Source organism: Zunongwangia sp. HGR-M22 (assembly GCF_027594425.1).
Taxonomy (GTDB): domain Bacteria; phylum Bacteroidota; class Bacteroidia; order Flavobacteriales; family Flavobacteriaceae; genus Zunongwangia.
In genome coordinates this window covers 3,013,183-3,031,947 of sequence record NZ_CP115159.1, presented here as the reverse complement: position 1 = coordinate 3,031,947, position 18,765 = coordinate 3,013,183, and the positions used below count along the sequence as shown (strand labels likewise).

The 18,765-nt window shown below is 35.2% G+C and carries 18 protein-coding genes; 10 read left to right on the top strand and 8 right to left on the bottom strand.

Features of this window, described 5'->3' with window-relative positions:
* Positions 1-6 precede the first annotated feature (6 nt).
* The 4 genes from lptB to PBT91_RS13130 are packed head-to-tail and all read right to left on the bottom strand — an operon-like array spanning position 7 to position 2,944.
* On the bottom strand, positions 7-747 hold the full coding sequence (gene lptB, locus PBT91_RS13145) for an LPS export ABC transporter ATP-binding protein (protein ID WP_270058919.1): 741 nt from the start codon (positions 745-747) through the stop codon (positions 7-9).
* A 41-nt stretch (positions 748-788) separates the two neighbouring features.
* A complete protein-coding gene (locus PBT91_RS13140; RefSeq protein ID WP_270058918.1) occupies positions 789-1,145 on the bottom strand; it encodes a carboxymuconolactone decarboxylase family protein in 357 nt (118 codons plus the stop codon).
* Between the two features lie 3 nt (positions 1,146-1,148).
* Entirely contained in the window at positions 1,149-1,979 is an 831-nt protein-coding gene (gene tatC / locus PBT91_RS13135; RefSeq protein ID WP_270061464.1) for a twin-arginine translocase subunit TatC, read from the bottom strand.
* Entirely contained in the window at positions 1,979-2,944 is a 966-nt protein-coding gene (locus tag PBT91_RS13130) for a KpsF/GutQ family sugar-phosphate isomerase (protein WP_270058917.1), read from the bottom strand. The genes tatC and PBT91_RS13130 overlap by 1 nt, the downstream gene beginning before the upstream one ends.
* 85 nt (positions 2,945-3,029) lie before the next feature.
* On the opposite strand from PBT91_RS13130, the gene recQ reads away from it, so the two are divergent.
* The gene (gene recQ, locus PBT91_RS13125; protein WP_270058916.1) at positions 3,030-5,225 is read left to right on the top strand and encodes a DNA helicase RecQ; all 2,196 of its coding nucleotides are present in this window, start codon (positions 3,030-3,032) and stop codon (positions 5,223-5,225) included.
* Positions 5,226-5,378: 153 nt separating this feature from the next.
* Positions 5,379-5,582 carry a hypothetical protein gene (locus PBT91_RS13120; protein ID WP_270058915.1) on the top strand — a complete coding sequence of 68 codons (204 nt, stop codon included), beginning with the start codon at positions 5,379-5,381 and terminating at the stop codon, positions 5,580-5,582.
* 77 nt (positions 5,583-5,659) lie between these two features.
* On the opposite strand, the gene PBT91_RS13115 is transcribed toward PBT91_RS13120, so the two are convergent.
* Together PBT91_RS13115 and PBT91_RS13110 are read right to left on the bottom strand one after the other, a co-directional pair.
* Complete coding sequence (locus PBT91_RS13115; protein WP_270058914.1) at positions 5,660-6,442, bottom strand: hypothetical protein; 783 nt, start codon at positions 6,440-6,442, stop codon at positions 5,660-5,662.
* Positions 6,443-6,467: 25 nt separating this feature from the next.
* Positions 6,468-7,175, bottom strand: a complete 708-nt coding sequence (locus PBT91_RS13110) for a class I SAM-dependent methyltransferase (protein WP_270058913.1) — start codon at positions 7,173-7,175, stop codon at positions 6,468-6,470.
* A 20-nt stretch (positions 7,176-7,195) separates the two neighbouring features.
* Between PBT91_RS13110 and PBT91_RS13105 the strand changes: the two genes are divergently transcribed.
* Positions 7,196-7,690: a YkgJ family cysteine cluster protein gene (locus PBT91_RS13105; RefSeq protein ID WP_270058912.1), complete on the top strand. Its 495-nt coding sequence runs from the start codon at positions 7,196-7,198 to the stop codon at positions 7,688-7,690.
* Positions 7,691-7,694: 4 nt separating this feature from the next.
* Here the strand turns inward: PBT91_RS13105 and PBT91_RS13100 are convergent, their stop codons facing one another.
* A complete protein-coding gene (locus PBT91_RS13100; RefSeq protein WP_270061463.1) occupies positions 7,695-8,939 on the bottom strand; it encodes an exo-beta-N-acetylmuramidase NamZ family protein in 1,245 nt (414 codons plus the stop codon).
* Between the two features lie 13 nt (positions 8,940-8,952).
* On the opposite strand from PBT91_RS13100, the gene PBT91_RS13095 reads away from it, so the two are divergent.
* Positions 8,953-10,185, top strand: coding sequence for an ABC transporter permease (locus PBT91_RS13095; RefSeq protein WP_270058911.1), 1,233 nt, complete (start codon positions 8,953-8,955; stop codon positions 10,183-10,185).
* 11 nt (positions 10,186-10,196) lie between these two features.
* Here PBT91_RS13095 and PBT91_RS13090 read toward each other — a convergent pair whose 3' ends face one another.
* Complete coding sequence (locus tag PBT91_RS13090) at positions 10,197-10,658, bottom strand: copper resistance protein NlpE N-terminal domain-containing protein (protein ID WP_270058910.1); 462 nt, start codon at positions 10,656-10,658, stop codon at positions 10,197-10,199.
* A 142-nt stretch (positions 10,659-10,800) separates the two neighbouring features.
* Here PBT91_RS13090 and PBT91_RS13085 point away from each other — a divergent pair, with 142 nt between their 5' ends.
* From PBT91_RS13085 to PBT91_RS13060, 6 genes are all read left to right on the top strand, one after another.
* Positions 10,801-11,778, top strand: a complete 978-nt coding sequence (locus PBT91_RS13085; protein WP_270058909.1) for a PLP-dependent cysteine synthase family protein — start codon at positions 10,801-10,803, stop codon at positions 11,776-11,778.
* 90 nt (positions 11,779-11,868) lie between these two features.
* Positions 11,869-13,962, top strand: coding sequence for an amino acid carrier protein (locus PBT91_RS13080; protein ID WP_270058908.1), 2,094 nt, complete (start codon positions 11,869-11,871; stop codon positions 13,960-13,962).
* A 250-nt stretch (positions 13,963-14,212) separates the two neighbouring features.
* Positions 14,213-14,938, top strand: a complete 726-nt coding sequence (locus tag PBT91_RS13075; protein ID WP_270058907.1) for an SGNH/GDSL hydrolase family protein — start codon at positions 14,213-14,215, stop codon at positions 14,936-14,938.
* A gap of 59 nt (positions 14,939-14,997) precedes the next feature.
* Positions 14,998-16,275 (top strand): DUF2851 family protein, encoded by a 1,278-nt coding sequence (locus tag PBT91_RS13070; protein WP_270058906.1) that lies wholly within the window; start codon positions 14,998-15,000, stop codon positions 16,273-16,275.
* 16 nt (positions 16,276-16,291) lie between these two features.
* Positions 16,292-16,519 (top strand): PspC domain-containing protein, encoded by a 228-nt coding sequence (locus PBT91_RS13065; protein WP_270058905.1) that lies wholly within the window; start codon positions 16,292-16,294, stop codon positions 16,517-16,519.
* Between the two features lie 155 nt (positions 16,520-16,674).
* Entirely contained in the window at positions 16,675-18,759 is a 2,085-nt protein-coding gene (locus tag PBT91_RS13060) for an amino acid carrier protein (RefSeq protein ID WP_270058904.1), read from the top strand.
* The last annotated feature ends 6 nt before the right edge of the window (positions 18,760-18,765 follow it).

Sequence of the window (18,765 nt, the reverse complement as noted above, 5' to 3'; positions counted from 1 at the left end):
GATTTTCTAGTCAAACAATTTCTTCTTTCTAAGCTCAAAGTTTTGTCCTAAATAGACTTTACGAACCATTTCGTCTTCGGCAAGTTCTTCCGGAATACCATGTTTCAGGATACTTCCTTCGAACATAAGATAGGTGCGGTCGGTAATCGCTAAAGTTTCCTGTACGTTATGATCGGTAATTAATATTCCGATGTTTTTGTTTTTCAATTGCGCCACGATACGTTGGATGTCCTCAACCGCTACAGGATCTACCCCGGCAAAAGGTTCATCTAAAAGAATGAATTTTGGATCGGTAGCTAGCGCTCGCGCAATTTCGGTACGCCGGCGCTCTCCACCACTTAATAAATCTCCTCGATTAGTACGAATATGGTTTAAGCTAAATTCATCGATTAGTGATTCCATTTTCATTTCCCGCTCCTTCTTAGAGAGCTTTGTGAGCTGCAAAACACTCATAATATTGTCTTCTATACTTAGCTTTCTAAAGACAGATGCTTCTTGTGCTAAATAACCTATACCATGCTGTGCTCTTTTGTACATCGGGAAATTGGTGATGTTTTCAGCATCCAGAACGATACTACCACTATTAGGTTTAATTAAGCCAACAATCATATAGAAAGAAGTTGTTTTTCCTGCGCCATTAGGACCCAGTAGACCAACAATTTCGCCTTGATTCACTTCAAGAGAAATTCCCTTAACTACTTTTCTACCTTTATATTGTTTTATAAGATTATCGGCTTTTAATTTCATTTCTTAGGTTTAGTTCAATAATAAACATAAATTATACCGATTTATTTTTCGGCATTTGCTTCTTCTAAAGAATCCCAGTATTCAAACGCACGGCGAAGGTGTGGAATCACAATGGTTCCGCCAATTAGAGTTCCTATACTTAGCGTTTCCATTACTTCTTCACGCTTTAGACCTTCTTTAAAACTGCTCTCTAAGTGATACTTTACACAATCGTCGCATCTTAATACAAGCGAAGCAACTAAACCTAAAAGCTCTTTAGTTCTTTTGTCTAAAGCACCTTCAGAAAAAGCATTCGTATCTAAATTAAAAATACGTTTTAGAACTTTATTATTCTCTCCAAGAATTTTATCGTTCATTTTTTGGCGATACGAATTAAATTCGTCAACCTGATTAATCATAGCTTAATTTTTTTCTTTAATTTCTCTTTTATAAATAATCTTCGATATTACAATACTTACCTCGTAAAGTATTAATACGGGTACTGCAACGATAATCTGACTTACAATATCAGGAGGTGTTATTACTGCTGAAATAATAAGTACAATTACTAATGCATATTTTCTATATTTTCTTAGGAATTGCGGCGTAACTACCCCAACTTTAGTCAAAAAGTAAATAAGGATAGGAAGTTCGAAAATTAATCCAGAGGCTATAACCGTGGTTCTCACCAAACCGATATAGTCACTCAAATCGAATTCGTTTAAAACTAGTTCGCTTACTTTATACTTTCCGAGAAAATTGATAGATAATGGTGTAACCACATAATAGCCGAAAACCACTCCCATAAAAAATAAAAGAGAGGTGACGAATATAAAACCTTTAGCATGTTTTCTTTCATTCTCGTGCATTGCCGGGGCAACAAACTTCCAGAATTCATATATAATAAATGGGAATGCGATTATAAAACCTGCCGTTATAGAGGTCCAAACATGGGCAGAGAATTGCCCACCCATCGTTCTACTTTGTATGGTAAACGGTAGCTCTTGAAAGCAAAATCCGCCATCAATGCCAAGTGCTTCAGATACTTTGCATAACATACTATACGACCAGAAATCTCCTTTACTCGGCCCAAATAGAAGTACATCAAAGATAAAACCTTTTAAAAGAAAGGCTACTGTTGCTGCAATTACTACTGCAAGAACAGATCGTATTAAATGCCATCTTAATTCTTCAAGATGATCTAAAAAAGACATTTCTGGTTCCTCTTGTTGAGGCTGGCTTATTTTTTTCATCATAAAATTCCTTCTCTTATTAAATTATGAATATGCACCACGCCACTATATTTTCCATTTTTTGTAGCTAACAACTGCGATATTTTGTTCGCCTGTAATGCATCAAGAGCTTCCACAGCCAGTGCATCTTCATCGATGCTTTTTGGCGATTTGCTCATAATATCTGCAGCGGTAAGATTCTTAAATTCATCATTATTTTTTAGCATTCTACGAATATCTCCATCGGTTATAATGCCTACAATTTTATTATTTTCTAAAACAGCCGTTACACCAAGCATATTTTCAGAAATAACTATAATAGCATCGGTTACTGTAGTCCCGGGAGAAACACTAGGTTTCAAATTCTGGGCTGCAATATCTTTAACTCGCAAATATAATTTTTTTCCAAGACTGCCACCGGGATGGTATTTTGCAAAGTCTTCACTAGAAAAACCGCGTAGTTTTAAAAGACAGATCGCTAGAGCATCGCCAATTACTAATTGTGCAGTGGTACTGGTCGTAGGAGCTAGGTTGTTGGGACAAGCTTCTTTTTCCACATAAGAATTAAGAATAAAATCGGCCGATTTGCCTAAAAACGAATCTTTATCTGCTGTCATTGCGATAAGCGTATTATGAAAATCTTTGATAAAAGGTACCAATACCTTTATTTCAGGGCTGTTTCCACTTTTGCTAATACAAAGTACAATATCGTCTTTTTGGATGATACCTAAATCTCCGTGAATTGCATCTGCCGCATGCATAAAAATCGCAGGAGTTCCGGTTGAATTCAGTGTAGCAACAATTTTATTTGCAATAGCAGCACTTTTTCCAACTCCGGTTACAATTACTCTGCCTTTAGCATTGTAAATTTTTTTTACCGCCTCTACAAATTCATTATCAATAAGATGTTCTAAATTTGCAATGGCTTTAGCTTCAATTTTTACAGTTTCCTTTGCGGTATTTAGAATTTTTTGCTGAAGTTTCAAATTTTGAAATAATTATGGATTGCAGATACTAAAGAAATATGTATATTTAGATGTGCAAATGTATGTAAAATTGTAACACAATTTAATGAGTTTGACTGAAATTGATTTACATAAAGAACTGAAGAAATATTTTGGTTTTAGCCAATTTAAAGGTCTTCAGGAAGATGTTGTAGCAAGTATCGTAAACAAAAACGATACTTTTGTAATTATGCCAACAGGAGGAGGTAAGTCCCTATGCTACCAACTACCTGCATTAATAGAAGAAGGAAATGCAATTGTTGTATCGCCCCTTATCGCCTTAATGAAAAACCAGGTGGATGCCATTCGAGGAATTTCTTCGGAATATGGCGTTGCCCACGTGCTTAATTCGTCGCTAAATAAGACTGAAGTAAAGCAGGTTAAGGAAGATATTGTGAATGGTGTGACCAAACTTTTATATGTCGCTCCCGAATCTTTAACAAAAGAGGATTATGTCGATTTTCTAAAACAGCAGAAAATTTCTTTTCTCGCAATTGATGAAGCGCATTGCATTAGCGAATGGGGGCACGACTTTAGGCCAGAGTATCGAAATCTGAAAAGTATAATACAGCGTATAGGCGAAAATATTCCAATTATCGCACTTACCGCCACGGCTACTCCAAAAGTACAGGAAGATATTCTTAAGAATTTGGGTATCCAAAAGGCAAAAACATTTAAAGCCAGTTTTAATAGACCTAATCTTTACTACGAAGTACGACCTAAAACTAAGAATATTGATGCCGATATCATTCGTTTTGTGAAGCAAAATAATGGTAAGAGCGGAATCATTTATTGCCTTAGCCGTAAAAAAGTAGAAGAGCTGGCCCAAACCCTACAGGTAAACGGAATTAATGCGATACCATATCACGCTGGTCTAGACGCAAAAACACGATCTAAACATCAAGACATGTTCTTGATGGAAGATGTAGATGTGGTTGTGGCTACCATTGCTTTCGGAATGGGTATCGATAAGCCCGATGTACGTTTTGTTATTCATCATGATATTCCAAAAAGTATCGAAAGCTACTACCAGGAAACCGGAAGAGCCGGTCGTGACGGTGGTGAAGGACATTGTCTCGCTTTCTACGCCTATAAGGACATAGAAAAATTAGAGAAGTTTATGAGTGGTAAACCTGTTGCAGAGCAAGAGGTAGGCCATGCGTTACTTCAGGAAGTAGTTGCTTATGCTGAAACTTCAATGTCGCGAAGAAAATTTATTCTTCATTATTTTGGAGAAGAATTCGATGACAAAACAGGAGAGGGAGCTTCTATGGATGATAATGTTCGTAATCCTAAAAAACAGCATGAAGCTAAAGAAGAATTAGGATTACTAATTAAAGTTATCAAAGAAACAAAGCAGTTATACAAATCAAAAGAAGTTGTAAAGACACTTGTAGGAAAAAGCAATGCTTTGATTTTATCCCATAAAACCGATCAAAATCCGCTTTTTGGAAAAGGGAAAGATAAAAGTGAGAGTTTTTGGATGGCTCTTACAAGGCAAGCACTTGTTGCAGGATATTTACGTAAGGATATAGAAACATACGGCGTAATTAAATTAACCGAGAAAGGGGAAGAGTTTCTGAAAAATCCTATACCTTTTATGATGACTCATGATCATATCTTTAACGAGTCTTCAGATAATGCTGCCGTTTCTTCCAAAGTCTCCACAGGAGTAGATGATAAATTAGTAAGCATGCTTAAAGAGCTGCGAAAAAAGGTTGCTAAGAAAAATGGCGTGCCTCCTTTTGTAGTTTTTCAGGATCCTTCTATAGATGATATGGCATTAAAATACCCTGTTGACCTAAAAGAGTTAGGAAATATTTTTGGAGTAGGTGAAGGGAAAGCAAAGAAATATGGTAAAGATTTTGTAAATCTTATAGCCAGATATGTAGAAGATAACGAAGTAATACGACCAGACGATTTGGTTGTGAAATCTACTGGGGCGAATAGTGCTTTAAAGTTGTTTATTATACAAAGTGTAGATCGAAAATTGCCATTAGACGATATAGCTTCAGCAAAAGGTATGGCTATGCCAGAATTTATTAAGGAAATGGAAGCTATTGTTTATAGCGGTACAAAGCTGAATATCGACTACTATCTGGAAGATGTTTTAGATGAAGATCAGCAAGAGGAACTTCACGAATATTTTCTAGAGGCTGAAACCGATAAAATCGAAGAAGCACTTGAAGAATTTGATGGTGATTATGACGATGAAGAAATTCGGTTATACCGAATTAAGTTTATTAGTGAAGTCGCCAATTAAAATTTTTTAAGATGAATAAACTAAAATCTGCTTTTCGAACAAAACAATTTAAGTACGGTCTTTATTGTGGAGTTGTAATTGGAGTACTTGCAGGAATCTATCTAATAAACTTAGGTGTCATTGAATAATATAGATTAATTATAATTAAAATACATGAATTTACTATCGAATCCGAGTAAAAATAAAGCCATTTGGTTATTAATTGTTGGTCTAATATTACTGGCCTTGGGCGGAAGTTTTGAATACTTTATGGGTGGATATGATTTCTGGAATGGTGCAATATATGGATTGTCATTTTCAGTAATGATTATTTCAATATCAGCTTTAGCTAAATTAAAAAGTTCAAAAATCAATTAGTAAATTGAATTTAGAAAACATAAAAAAGCCTTTTTAGAATTTCTAAAAAGGCTTTTTTATTATGATTTGTTCAAAATTTATTTTCCGCCATTAGCTCGTAAATCGGCAATACATTTTGGACCCATTTCTGGAGGTGTACCACGAACCTGATCTATAATTCCGCTTCCAAATTCAAGAGAGGCACGCATTAAACAGTTTTCTTCAGTACAGTGACCATTATTTTCTTCATCTTCATGATCACTTTGTAATTCGGTGCCCACATTTACGAGCCCAAATAAGTGCCCAAATTCGTGATTTAAAACAGCGGTTTCTATCACACTCTTACTAGGGGCGTTAACTCTTGCTGCAAACTTGTCGATAGTTTCTCCATAAATCACCATAGAGGTATTACGGTAAGCAGAACCTAAAATAAATCGCTTATCGGTGTCACCTTCATTACTTCCATCAGCAAAATAAATATACACGCTAATTTCATCTCCAACACTATAAAAGCTGCGTTTTTCCTTTTCAATATCATAAACTTCTTCTATCTCGAAAGGCGATAAGCCAGAAGATTCCACCTCTTGGTAAGAAATAGTAATGCCATCTGGTTTAAATGTTCTTTCTTCTAAGAATGATTTAAAATTTTCCATAGCAGCAGTAGTTGGCTGGAAACCGTTTACATAAAGTACTTCGATATTCATTGAAGTATACTTATCATCACTCAAAAGATCATGAGCAGATTCTCCCAAGCCACGTTGATTTAATGTTTTGTCGATTACTGGTAAATCATCTACAGCGTCGCTATTACTATCGCTAGAACAAGATGAAAGTATTACACAAAGGCAGATTACATAAAAATAGGTATAAAAATTCTTCATTTGTTGTTAAATTCAGATTTCAAATTTAATCATTTTTCAGTGTTAGTTTGGCTAAATAATCAAAGTGATCGCCTTCTAGAATTAATTCACAATTAAAATTGTTCTTTTCAGCGGCTAATTTCAGCATATCAAAATCTAGATAAAGCCAGGGAAAATATTCCGATTGTTCTTCTTTATAACTTATTTTAAAGTCAATTTCGCCAATATAATTACGATCAAAATCATTGTTTGGTTCTTCATCGTCTTCTAAAAAGCTAAGATCTGAGGAATCGATCAAAATTTGTCCACCAGGCTTTAAAACTTCTTTGCAGATATTCAAAAAATTGTCGGTGTTGATGAGGTTACCGATGATTCCTGTACCATTCATTAAGAATAACAAAGTGTCGTAGCATCCATTTTCAGCATAAAAATCCTGGACATTTACATTTTTTACACCGCGTTCTTTTGCTATAGCAATTGCACCTTCAGAAGTGTCAATTGCTTTTACGTCAATTTCTTTTTTCTGGAGATAAAGCGTATGGCTACCAGCACCACAGCCAACATCTAAAACTTTACCATAGGCGAGTTTTAATGCTTTTTGTTCGGTTTTAGGCATTTCAGAATAATTTCTGAAAAGATACTCGATAGCAATTTCATCGTCATCAAAATCTGGCGAATGCACAGTAATAGGGGTTTCATCTTTATCGAAATAGAAAGCTTTCATAGCCATCCCGAAGATATCTTTTTGCTTCATAATCTTATTATCTTTGCGGCATGCACGAAATATTGAAAGAGCTGCCAGGAAAGGCCAAAGATAAGCAGAAGGAAAATAAAAAGTTTTTTTCTAAGTTAAAGAAACGACCACCAAAAGATTTAGACGTCAAAATGCAGCAAATGCATGATGAAGAATTCTCCCGCACCAATTGTTTAGACTGCGCTAATTGCTGCAAAACTACCGGTCCCCTTTTTACCAATAAGGATATTGAAAGGATTAGCAAGTTTTTAAAATTGAAACCACAGCAATTTATCGATCAATACCTTAGGATAGACGAGGATAAAGACTATGTTTTGCAAGAAGTTCCCTGTGCATTCTTAGGGCACGATAATTATTGTTTAATCTACGAAGTGCGACCAAAGGCCTGCAGAGAATATCCACACACCGATCGTAAAGATTTCCATAAAATATCGAATCTTACCATAAAGAATACCGCAATTTGCCCGGCTGCTTACAATATTGTTGAAGAAATGAAAAGGAGAATAAAGGTTTAAAAGCCTAATTGGCATACAACAAATATTTATCTCTTTTGCGTTTAAATTTTTCAAGTCCCGGCTGCCAGGATTTTTTAATAGCTTCTGCAGTTAATCCTTTTTCGATTTGTTGCTGAAGTTTTTTCGTACCGGCGAGTTTGGTAAAAAAGCTATTGAAAAATTTCGATTTATCATCAGTGTTTTGGTAAGCTTCTATTAACCATTCCAAATTGATTTCATTTAGGTATTCTGTATGGCTAAGATCTTTTCCGTAGCATTTTACATTTAAATGCTTTGGGTTTTTAGCACCATCCATCGATTTTGGCGTATAAGAGTAATCGAACTTTTGAGCATTCAAATATGGAGAGCCAAAAACCTGAAACTGTTTATTGGTACCACGACCTGCATTAACATTAGTGCCTTCAAAAAAACAAAGACTGGGATATAAGTTTATAGATTTTTCGTTCGGTAAATTGGGAGAAGGTTTTACAGGTAAACTATATTTTTTTTGATGATCATAATTTAGCATGGTTACCACCTTAAGCTCACATGAAATTCCATTTTTCAACCATCCTTCACCATTAATCATTTTTGCATATTCTGCCATTGTAAGTCCGTGTACGGTTGGAATAGGATGCATACCCACAAAGCTTTGATACTCTTTTTCTAAGATAGGACCATCGACATAATGACCATTAGGATTTGGGCGATCTAATACCAAAAGCTGAATGTTATTTTCAGCACAAGCTTCCATTACATAATGTAGCGAAGAGATATATGTATAAAATCTTGCGCCAACATCTTGTAAATCGAAAATTAAAATATCGATATTTTTCAGTTGTTCTGCTTTGGGTTTTTTATTGTTTCCGTAGAGCGAAATTACAGGAAGGCCGGTTTTAGGATCTTTGCCATCTTCTACTTTTTCTCCCGCATCTGCTTTTCCTCTAAATCCGTGTTCTGGCGCAAAAACTTTAATTAGATTGACATTTAAAGCTAATAGCGAATCTACTAAATGTTTAGAAGCGTTATTTTTATTCTGAATTAAAGAAGATTGATTACCTACTAATCCTACTTTTTTATTCTGAAGAAGAGGTAAATAAATTTCAGTTCGATTAGCACCAACCACAATTTCTTCTGAAGTTTTATCGTTTACTTGTACTTCAACTGAAAGGTTTTTTTCAGGATCTTTTTTTTCCGCTTCCATGTTTCCGCAGGAAAGAATTAAAATAAGAGGGAATAAAAATGTACTTTTGAATAACCGATTAATCATATAATTGCAGATCTTGAATTTTGAGTTTTTCATAGTAAAACGTTTAATAAACGCCAATAAGGATAAAAGTAGTATTTCCTCACCTATAATAAAAATTGCGATTACAGCAATTGCAATTGGTGTAATAATGATGCTGGTTTCTTTTGCTACGGGGCTTGGGCTTCAGGAAAAAATTAGGGACAAAATTGCAGCTTTTAATGGGCATATCGTAATAACAAATTATGATAATAATAGTAGCGAGGTTACCTTAGAGCCGGTTTCTATAAATCAGGATTTTTATCCAGACTTTGAAAGCGTTAGCGGCATAACCCATGTACAGGGTACTGCAACTAAAACTGGCGTTATTAGAACGGCAGAAGATTTTGAAGGGGTGATCGTAAAAGGAGTTGGTCGAGATTATGATTGGCATTATTTTCAAGAATTTCTCGTAGAAGGTCGATTGCCAGATTTTTCTTCTAATCTAAACGATGAGGTTTTAGTTTCTCAATATTTAGCGAATAGGCTGGGATTGGCAGTTGGGGATCGTGCTCCAACCTATTTTTTACGCGAGGGTAAAGATCGTCCTCTAGTAAGAGGTTTTAAAATAGTAGGTATTTATAATTCGGGATTTCAGGATTTCGATGAATTGTATTTAATAGCCGATTTAAGACATATTCAAAAACTTAATGATTGGGAGGATGATCAAGTTGGAAACTTTGAGGTATTTATTGACGATTTTGATAAGCTTGATGAAAAATGGAACGAAGTTTATTTAAATACCGGTTCTTTTTTAGATGCTCAAAACATTAGTCAGAAGTATTATAATATTTTCGAATGGCTTTCACTTTTCGATTTTAATATTGCGCTGATAATCGGTATCATGATTTTGGTTGCAGGAATAAACATGATTACCGCCTTGTTGGTGTTAATCTTAGAAAGAACGCAGATGATTGGAATTTTTAAAGCACTGGGTACCCAAGATTGGTCGATTCGTAAGATCTTTTTATATAACGCCGGTTATCTAATTTTTCTAGGTTTGTTATGGGGAAATATTATTGGCCTTGGAATATTGTTTATTCAGAAATATCTAAAACTAATTCCTTTAGATCCTGAAACCTACTACGTGAGTGAAGTTCCTATTTCTATACAATGGGATTATATTTTGGCTGTGAATCTTGGTACGTTGGTACTTTGTATGATAATGCTTTTGATACCTTCTATGATTATTTCTAAGATATCACCAGTAAAATCAATAAAATTCGAATAAAGCTTTGGGATTTATTTACTAATCGAATCTTTAGAGATCATTCTTAATGTATAGCTCTTAGTACTATCTATCGCCATTCTTGCAACTTTAGGATTATTCCAAGAAAGTACATTATCAGAAACACGAAATTCTTGATTGTCCAATATAATTAAAGAATCATTTTCACTCCAATTATATTGTCCACTTTCGGTTTTAATTTCTCCGGCAGTATCGTCATTTTCGTTATAATTCTGTATGATTTTATAAGAACCATCTTCTTTTAAATGAAGTTGCACAACGATACCTTTACAATCGGTACAGGGTAAAGTTACCTGATAGCTTCCAGCATAATCCCATTTTTGTTTCGGGCTTTTTTGCTGCCATTCGGCCTTTGTGTTTTCCGGTTTTTCTTCAGTTTCGTTTTTACAAGAAACGCCAAATAATAAAGTTGTAACTGCTAGAAAGATAACCTGTTGCGCTATAAAATTTCTCATGTCTGCCAAATTTTGCGCAAAAGTAATTTGATTTTTAAAAAATCAAATCAAAAAAAATACTAAAATTTCGTTTCAAGTTTTAATTTTTCTTAAACACTATTCTCATCTTAGAATACCTACATTGTGACTTCAAAAGAAATTGATGAAATACGCAGAAAATATACTTGAAACCATAGGGAACACCCCTTTGGTTAAAATGAATAGGCTTACCAAAGAAATAGACGCTCTTGTTCTTGCAAAATACGAGACTTTTAATCCGGGAAATTCGGTTAAAGACCGTATGGCCATAAAGATGGTGGAGGAAGCAGAAGCACAGGGTTTAATTAAACCCGGAGGAACCATAATAGAAGGAACCAGCGGTAATACGGGAATGGGGTTAGCACTTGCGGCTATCGTAAAAGGCTATAAAATGGTTTGTGTTCTATCTGATAAACAAAGTAAAGAGAAAATAGATATACTTAAAGCTGTAGGTAGTGAAGTTGTTGTTTGTCCTACTGATGTTGCGCCAGACGATCCTAAAAGTTATTACTCTGTTGCAAAAAGAATGGCCAAAGAAACGCCAAATTCATGGTACGTAAATCAATATGATAATTTAGCGAATACTAAAGCTCATTACGAAAGCACAGGGCCAGAAATTTGGGAACAAACTGACGGAAAGGTCACTCATTTTGTGGTAGGAGTTGGAACCGGAGGGACGATATCTGGGGTAGGTAAATTTCTAAAAGAGAAGAATCCCAACATCAAGATTTGGGGAATAGATACCTATGGCTCAGTTTTTAAAAAATATCACGAAACCGGAGAATTTGATGAGAATGAAATATATCCTTATATAACCGAAGGAATTGGTGAAGATATCTTACCAAAAAATGTAGACTTTAGCGTTATAGACGGTTTTACCAAGGTTTCAGATAAAGATGCTGCTATTTTCACCAGAAGATTAGCTAAAGAAGAAGGCTTTTTTTTGGGGAACTCTGCCGGTGCGGCCGCTAAAGGACTATTACAATTAAAAGAGCATTTTACAAAAGATGATGTGGTGGTTGTTTTATTTCACGATCACGGAAGTCGATATGTAGGAAAAATGTTTAATGACGAATGGATGAAAGCACACGATTTTATATAGTGCATCTTAAGTTAACTAAAATTATTTGTTTTCTAGAATTGTTTTCATTAGCCTAAGCTCGTATAGGACTACTAATTTAATACATAACTTATGATAAGAAATTACATTTTCTTTCTTTTAATCTTTCAATTCTGTTCGGTACCGTTGTTAGCGCAGGAAGATTCCGATTTTAAAGTTACGATTGCTACTAGCAATCCGTCCCAGGAAATTAATGACGCTGAAGCAGTCGTTAAAGTACAGGGCGGAACCCCTCCTTACAAATATAAGTGGAGCCAGAAAAAAACGCCTTTAGATGCAAGTAAGGCTACAGGTTTTATTGAAGGTCGCGAGCAAGAAGTTGTAGTGACAGATGCTGATGGTAACGAGGTGAAAAAAACTTTTAAAGTAGAAGCAAAGGCCATTGCAGAAAAAGTAAATAGTAGGGTGCAACCCGCAGTAGATTTTCTGGAAAGTATTTTGTTTTGGGATCCTTTTGAGCCTTTAGGCTTATATGATCCTGTGGTATATACCGAAAATCGTCCCGTGCTTATTCCCGATTTTGATGCAAAAACAGAACAAAAGTATACCCTAAAGAGCTGGGTCGCCCCGGAAGGAAATAAAATAGAAGAAGGAGATAAAATAGCAGTAGTTCAAAAAGGTAGCGAAAAGAGTATCCCGGTTTATGCGCCTGCAGCGGGAACTTTAAAACACGTGGTAGATGAAGGAGCCGTTATTTTTAATCCTGAAGACAAAACAGATGTAATCGAACAAAATGCAGATCAGGTGGCAGAGATTAAATATGATTCTCCACAGCCGGTTTTGCATCCTAATGGAGATGTAAAGAAAAACAGTATTCCATTCATTGTAATCTGGCTTATTTTAGGAAGCATATTTTTTACCATTCGTCTCGGATTTATCAATGTTAGAGGATTTTCGCATTCTATAGAATTGGCGAAAGGGAAATATGATAATCCAGATGCTCCTGGTAGAATTCGACATTTTGAGGCTATGACTACTGCAGTTTCAGCTACAGTGGGTTTAGGTAATATTGCCGGCGTAGCCGTAGCTGTATCCTTAGGTGGAGCGGGAGCTACATTTTGGATGTTTATTGCAGGATTTTTTGCTATGTCCTTAAAGTTTGTAGAATGTACTTTAGGGGTAAAATATAGACATATCAATGATGAAGGTAGAATTTTTGGAGGACCCATGAATTATCTTCGTTACGGTCTTGAAAAAAGAAATATGAAAGGTCTGGGTAAAGGCCTTGCTATTTTATTCGCAATTTTGGGAGTTGGAGCGTCTTTTGGTGGTGGTAATATGATTCAATCCAATCAGGCCTTTAAAATTGTGTCAGACCAACTTCCTTTTCTAGAAGGGAATGGTTTCTTTTTTGGGATTGGTTTCGCCGTTTTGGTAGGAATTGTAATTCTTGGAGGAATACAGAGTATTGCCAAAGTAACTGGAAAAGTTGTGCCATTTATGGCATTAGTTTATGTATTAGGATGTCTTGTAGTAATAGGAACCAATATAGAAAATATTGGGAATGCGTTTAGCGCCATCTTTAACGGAGCGTTCTCTGCTAGTGCTATGAAGGGTGGCTTTATAGGTGTGCTAATTGTAGGTTTGCAAAGGGCTGCCTTTTCTAGTGAAGCTGGTGTTGGTTCAGCAGCGATCGCACATAGTGCTTCTAAAACAAAAAATCCAATTGCAGATGGATATACTTCACTGGTAGAACCATTTATTGATACTATGGTTGTTTGTACAATGACGGCTTTGGTATTAATATTCACAGGGATGCATGAAGTTGATGGAATGGGAGGAGTAGAATTAACTGCCGATGCATTTGGTAGCGTAATTTCCTGGTTTCCGGCGGTGCTTGCTTTTGCAGTGTTCCTTTTTGCATTTTCAACAATGGTGTCTTGGTCGTATTACGGAATGCGTTCCTGGACTTACCTTTTTGGTAGAAGTAAAAAGTCTGAAATTATTTACAAAGTCTTGTTTTTAATATTCGTGATTATAGGTGCTTCAGTAAGTTTAGGAGCAGTACTTAGCTTTTCTGATATGATGATTTTAGCGATGTCTTTTCCAAATATTATTGGTCTTTATATTATGTCTTCGGAAATTAGAGCAGATTTAAAAGATTATTTGAAACGTTTAAAGAATGGCGAAATCTTCATTAATCCGAAGTATAAAAATGCAGATTAAATCAATAAAAATCACACAATCAAAATAATAGAGTACTTTATGTTCTGGATTCTGTGATAACTTGCAGAATTCAGAACATCTCTTTTAGGGACTATCGAAATAATAAGCCTAATATGTATAGTTGTTGAATCGGTTTATTGTTGATGTTTTAAGAAAATCTTTCGGTTCTGAAGTTTTTGAAGTGTTATTTTTACAGCATAAAATGATGCTAAACTACTTTTATCAATATTGCTGCGCTAAACCTATAACTATGAGAATCTTTTACTTTCTTTCAATAATTATCTTTATCAATTTTAATACTTCTTGTAGTTCAGGTAAAAGTGTTAACCAAAGAAATACAACGACAGGGGAAGCAGCAGAGGATAAGCCAAAATATAGTTACCTGGCTTTGGGCGATTCTTATACGATTGGAGAAAGCGTAGATGCTTCTAAACGGTGGCCGGTTCAGTTAACCCAGCAATTAAAAAATCGTGGTTATGCCATGGCTGCGCCAAAGATTATAGCTAAGACAGGTTGGACAACAGCCGATTTAATTGCGGGAATAAATTCTGAATTAAATGTGCAGCGAGATTTCGATCTTGTTTCTATTCTTATTGGTGTTAATAATCAATATCAAAACAAGCCTATAACAGAGTACGAAGAAGAACTAAGAGAAATTTTTAGAAAAGCGATCAATCATTCTAAAACAATGGAAGCCGGAGTTTTCGCAGTGAGTATTCCCGATTATGGGTTTACGCCATTTGGTGCTGCACATAAAGATGAGATTGGACGAGATATTGATGCTTTTAATGAAGTTTTTAAACGTGTTGCCCAAGATTTTAATGTTAGCTTCTATAATATTACTCCTATTTCTAGAAGAGCAGAAGATAATCCTGATTTGGTAGCTGATGATGATTTACATCCCAGTGCGCTTATGTACAAAACATGGGTGGAAGATTTTATCCTGAATGTTGTAGAAAAATTACCTCAGGATTAAAAAAATCTTTAAAATTCTGATCATTAGTATTTTAATTATTTCTTTCTTAACTTTAATAGGTGAAGGAAGATTTTCTACATTATATATGGCAATTTCAAAAATTCAATCAGTCTCCACTTGAAACTGTAAATGGCGAGTTTTTAGAAATTTATCATCCTGGGATGCATAATATTGATTGTGGTCCAGATTTTTTTGCTGCTAAACTCAAAATTGATACGCAGGTTTGGGCAGGCAACGTCGAAATTCATTTAAAATCTTCAGACTGGTATTTGCATCAGCACGAAATTGATCCCGCATACGATAATGTGATTCTTCATGTAGTTTGGGAACATGATGTTGATATTTTTAGAAAAGATGAGTCAATTTTGCCAACTCTGGAACTTAAAGATATCGTCTTAACTGAGATTCAGCATAATTATTACAAATTGTTTGCGCCAGATAAAAAGTGGATTAATTGCGAGCAATTTTTTCCCAATTTCAACGAATTTGATATTGAAGCCTGGTTAACCCGTTTATATTTTGAACGTTTAGAAGCTAAGAACAATTTGATAACTGATTTACTTCACCAAAGTAAGAATAACTGGGAAGCAGTTTTATTTAAGTCGTTAGCTAAAAATTTTGGATTAAATCGAAATGGCGATGCATTTCTAAACCTTGCTCATTCCATAGATTTTGAAGTTATAAGAAAACTTTCTCAAAATCAATTCCAGTTAGAAGCAGTTTTACTGGGGCATTCTGGTTTATTAAATGATAATTTCGAAGCGGCTTATTTTATTCAATTAAAAAATGAATATGTATATCTTCAGAAGAAATTTAATTTAGGTCGCGCTATAGAAACAAGGCCGGTTTTCTTTAGACTTCGCCCAGATAATTTTCCAACGATACGGCTTGTTCAGTTAGCTTCAGTTTTGGTTAAAACCAAGGCTCTTTTTTCAGCAATAACGAGAGTGAAAAACAAACAAAATATTTATACTATTTTTTCTATTGAAGTTCCTGAATTTTGGAAAACGCACTATAACTTCCGAAGCGCTCATAAAACTAGAAATAAAAAGCTCTCCAAAAAATTTATCGATTTAGTGATTATCAACACCATAGTTCCTGTTATGTATGCTTTTTCAAAAAGCAAGGTATCTAAAACAGATTATTTTCTTGACTTAATTTCTGAGGTGAGCTTAGAGAAAAATAGTATTATTCAGAATTATCAGAGCTTAAAACCTGGGCTTTTTACAAATGCGATGCATTCTCAATCGCTACTTCAGCTCAAAAAAAATTATTGCGATCCTAATAATTGTCTAAAATGTGCTTTGGGAGCAAAGTTTATAAAAGGTAAATATTAGTTATATTTGGACTTTGATGAAGAATATGTACAATTTGCGATATTATTTAGAACGTAACGGATTTTACGTCTCCTCTCGCTTAGCAGATAAAATTGGTATGCGGGCTAAAAGTGTTCGGCTTTTTTTTATCTATGTTACCTTTTTTACCTTCGGGATTGGTTTTGCGGTTTATTTAACGCTTGCTTTCTGGTTAAAACTTAAAGATCTTATTTATACCAAGCGTACTTCAGTTTTTGATCTTTGATAAATGTCCCCTTAAAATATTAGGGGCTGTTGATGATTATTTGAAGTTTCATTAACAAAACCTTGACATTTTAACTACTAAAAATTTGAAATAGCCTAATTTTTTAGCATCTTGCTGGGCGGAAATTTTAATCTAAACTAAACACTAATCTTTATATGAGAAAGTACTTACTTTCAATGTTATTGCTATTCCCAATAGCATTACTTCAGGCTCAAGAGCTGGAAGTAAATACCAAAGTCGGGAACCCCACAAATAAAATTAACGACGGTTTTATAGATATTGAAGTAACTGGAGGAATCCCACCTTATACTTACAAATGGTCTGATAAAGATACCCCATTAAGCTCTTCTAAGGCTGAAGGACTTACAGAGGGTATTCCATATACGGTAGTTGTTCAGGATAGCAACGGTAATTCTAAAACAGTCGAAGCAAAAGTTAAAGCAGAGGCAATTACAGAAAATTTTAATGGTGTTTTTACTCCAGCGGTTCAAGGTTTAACCGCTGTTCTTTTTTGGGATCCTTTTGCAGCTATAGGTGTGTATGATCCTGTGGTTTATGCTGATGTCAAAAACGTGGAAACTCCAGGTTGGACTGCAGAAGTTCAAGATAAATTTGTTCTAAAAAAGTGGCTTGTAGAAGAAGGTGAGCATGTAGAAAAAGGAGATCAGATTGCTGTTGTTACGTCAACTAACAATCCTGAAAGGCCTGTGTATGCTAGCGCAACCGGTAATTTAAAATATCTTGTAAAAGAAGGCGGGACAATTTATGATTATCAAAAAACAGAAGATTTAATTGAAACCGGAGCGCATTTTTTAGGACAAATAGAATATGATGAGCCGGTAATATTAACGCATCCCAATGGCGATCCTCAAACCCATCCAATACCATTTATTGTAATATGGCTGGTATTTGGAGCGGCGTTCTTTACAATTAGAATGGGCTTTATTAATATTAGAGGATTTAAGCATTCATTTGAATTGGCTAGTGGTAAATATGACGATCCAGATGCACCTGGTACAATTACGCATTTCCAGGCTTTAGCAACAGCAGTATCTGCTACAGTTGGTCTAGGAAATATTGCAGGTGTGGCGGTAGCCGTTTCCCTTGGTGGGGCAGGAGCTACTTTTTGGATGATTGTTGCAGGTTTACTGGGAATGTCTTCAAAATTTGTGGAATGTACTTTAGGTGTTAAATACAGGCACATTAATTCTGAAGGTAGAGTTTTTGGAGGTCCTATGAATTACTTGCGTTACGGTTTAGAGAAGCGTAACATGAAGAGTCTTGGTAAATTTTTAGCAGGATTCTTTGCAATATTAGGAGTTGGTGCTTCTTTTGGTGGAGGTAACATGTTCCAAGCAAACCAGTCCTTCGAAATTTTGTCAGGGCAATTTCCAATGTTAGAAGGTAATGGGTTTTGGTTCGGTATTATCTTAGCTGTGCTTGTTGGTATCGTTATTATTGGTGGTATTAACAGTATTGCGAATGTAACTGGTAAAATTGTTCCTGTTATGGCAGCGGTTTATATTTTAGGAGCTTTTGTTGTAATCGGGATTAATATAGATAATATAGGACCTGCATTTAATGCAATTTGGGATGGTGCTTTTAGCCCATCAGCATTAAAAGGAGGTGTAATAGGTGTACTTATTGTAGGGTTTCAAAGAGCCGCATTCTCTAACGAGGCTGGTGTAGGTTCTGCAGCCATTGCGCATAGTGTTGTTAAAACAAATAATCCGCCATCTGAAGGTTTTGTAGCATTATTAGAACCTTTTATAGATACGGTTGTCGTTTGTACTTTAACGGCTTTAGTTCTAATATTTACAGGAATGCACGAGGTAGAAGGTGTTGGTGGAACACAGTTAACATCAGATGCTTTTGCGAGTGTTATAGATTGGTTTCCTTATGTGCTTTCTGTAGCGGTATTTTTGTTTGCTTTTTCTACTATGATATCTTGGTCGTACTACGGAATGAGAGCCTGGACGTTCCTTTTTGGAAAAAGCACAAAATCAGAGCTTATTTACAAAATATTCTTTTTAGTTTTTGTGGTTATAGGAGCTTCAATAAGTCTTGGTGCTGTACTTGATTTTTCTGATATGATGATCTTATCTATGTCTTTCCCTAATATTATTGGTCTTTACATTATGAGCGGTGAAGTTCGAGAAGATCTTCGTGAATATTTTAGAAAGCTTAAAGCAGGAGAATTGTTTACTAAAGATGGAAAGCCAAAGGCGACTATGCAATAGTGAAAT